At 41.8% G+C, this 220-nt stretch carries 1 protein-coding gene; it reads right to left on the bottom strand.

Annotated features, from left to right (window positions below; all coding sequences use genetic code 11):
• Positions 1–220: putative ATP-dependent zinc protease (locus A3712_RS16490; RefSeq protein WP_197465850.1), on the bottom strand; the 220-nt coding region annotated here is incomplete at both ends.

Genomic DNA, 220 nt, shown 5'->3' with positions numbered 1-220 from the left:
GCCATTGTTGACCACCGATTCTTAGCATAGTTTCAATCACGCAACGGTGTTCAACTTCGCCGTTAGATGATTTAATTTTCTTACTTGTTTTCAGCTTCGCCTTGCAGCGCACTGTCTCTTCTAGGTGATAAACGTCTGGGTGAAGGTCGAACTCTACAAATTTCTCACCGTTTGATTTAACACATAGTAGATTGTCTACGTGTAGAGAAGAGGTTTTTGC

The organism is Vibrio sp. HI00D65, from assembly GCF_001635455.1.
Classification (GTDB): domain Bacteria; phylum Pseudomonadota; class Gammaproteobacteria; order Enterobacterales; family Vibrionaceae; genus Vibrio.
The sequence above is the reverse complement of the archived record's forward strand: the minus strand, read 5'-3'. Positions and strand labels throughout refer to the sequence as shown.